The organism is Paenibacillus terrae, from assembly GCF_005217525.1.
GTDB classification, from domain to species: Bacteria; Bacillota; Bacilli; order Paenibacillales; family Paenibacillaceae; genus Paenibacillus; species Paenibacillus terrae_C.
Map to the genome: position 1 here is coordinate 39,592 of NZ_PNXQ01000005.1, position 321 is coordinate 39,912.

Genomic DNA, 321 nt, shown 5'->3' on the forward strand with positions numbered 1-321 from the left:
CGCTCCCTCCCCGATCTGGCGGGTCCACGCCGTATAACCGCTATCGCTCTGGCGCAGCACGGTCCGCAGGGCATCATGGTGATCCGTTAACGCCTGCATCGCGGCTTGCAGCGCCCTCACTTCCCAACCGTCCGAGCGCTGCAAAACGACACATTGGTTATAGTGATGCAGGTCGGTCGGCTGCTCGATCACAAAGGCCTGCTGAATCGGAGTCATTCCCGTAACCCCGCGGATCTCGCCTTGCTCTGCCATCCGCTTCACCGGCTCGACATGGGAACTTAAGGCGGCAATCGTAGGATAGGTCAGCAGTTCTTTCATCCC

General features: G+C 60.1%; 1 protein-coding gene. It reads right to left on the minus strand.

Features of this window, described 5'->3' with window-relative positions; all coding sequences use genetic code 11:
• Positions 1-318, minus strand: a 318-nt coding sequence (locus tag C1I60_RS24695) for a condensation domain-containing protein (protein ID WP_212734430.1), incomplete at its 3' end; no start/stop codon positions are given.
• Between the last annotated feature and the right edge of the window lie 3 nt (positions 319-321).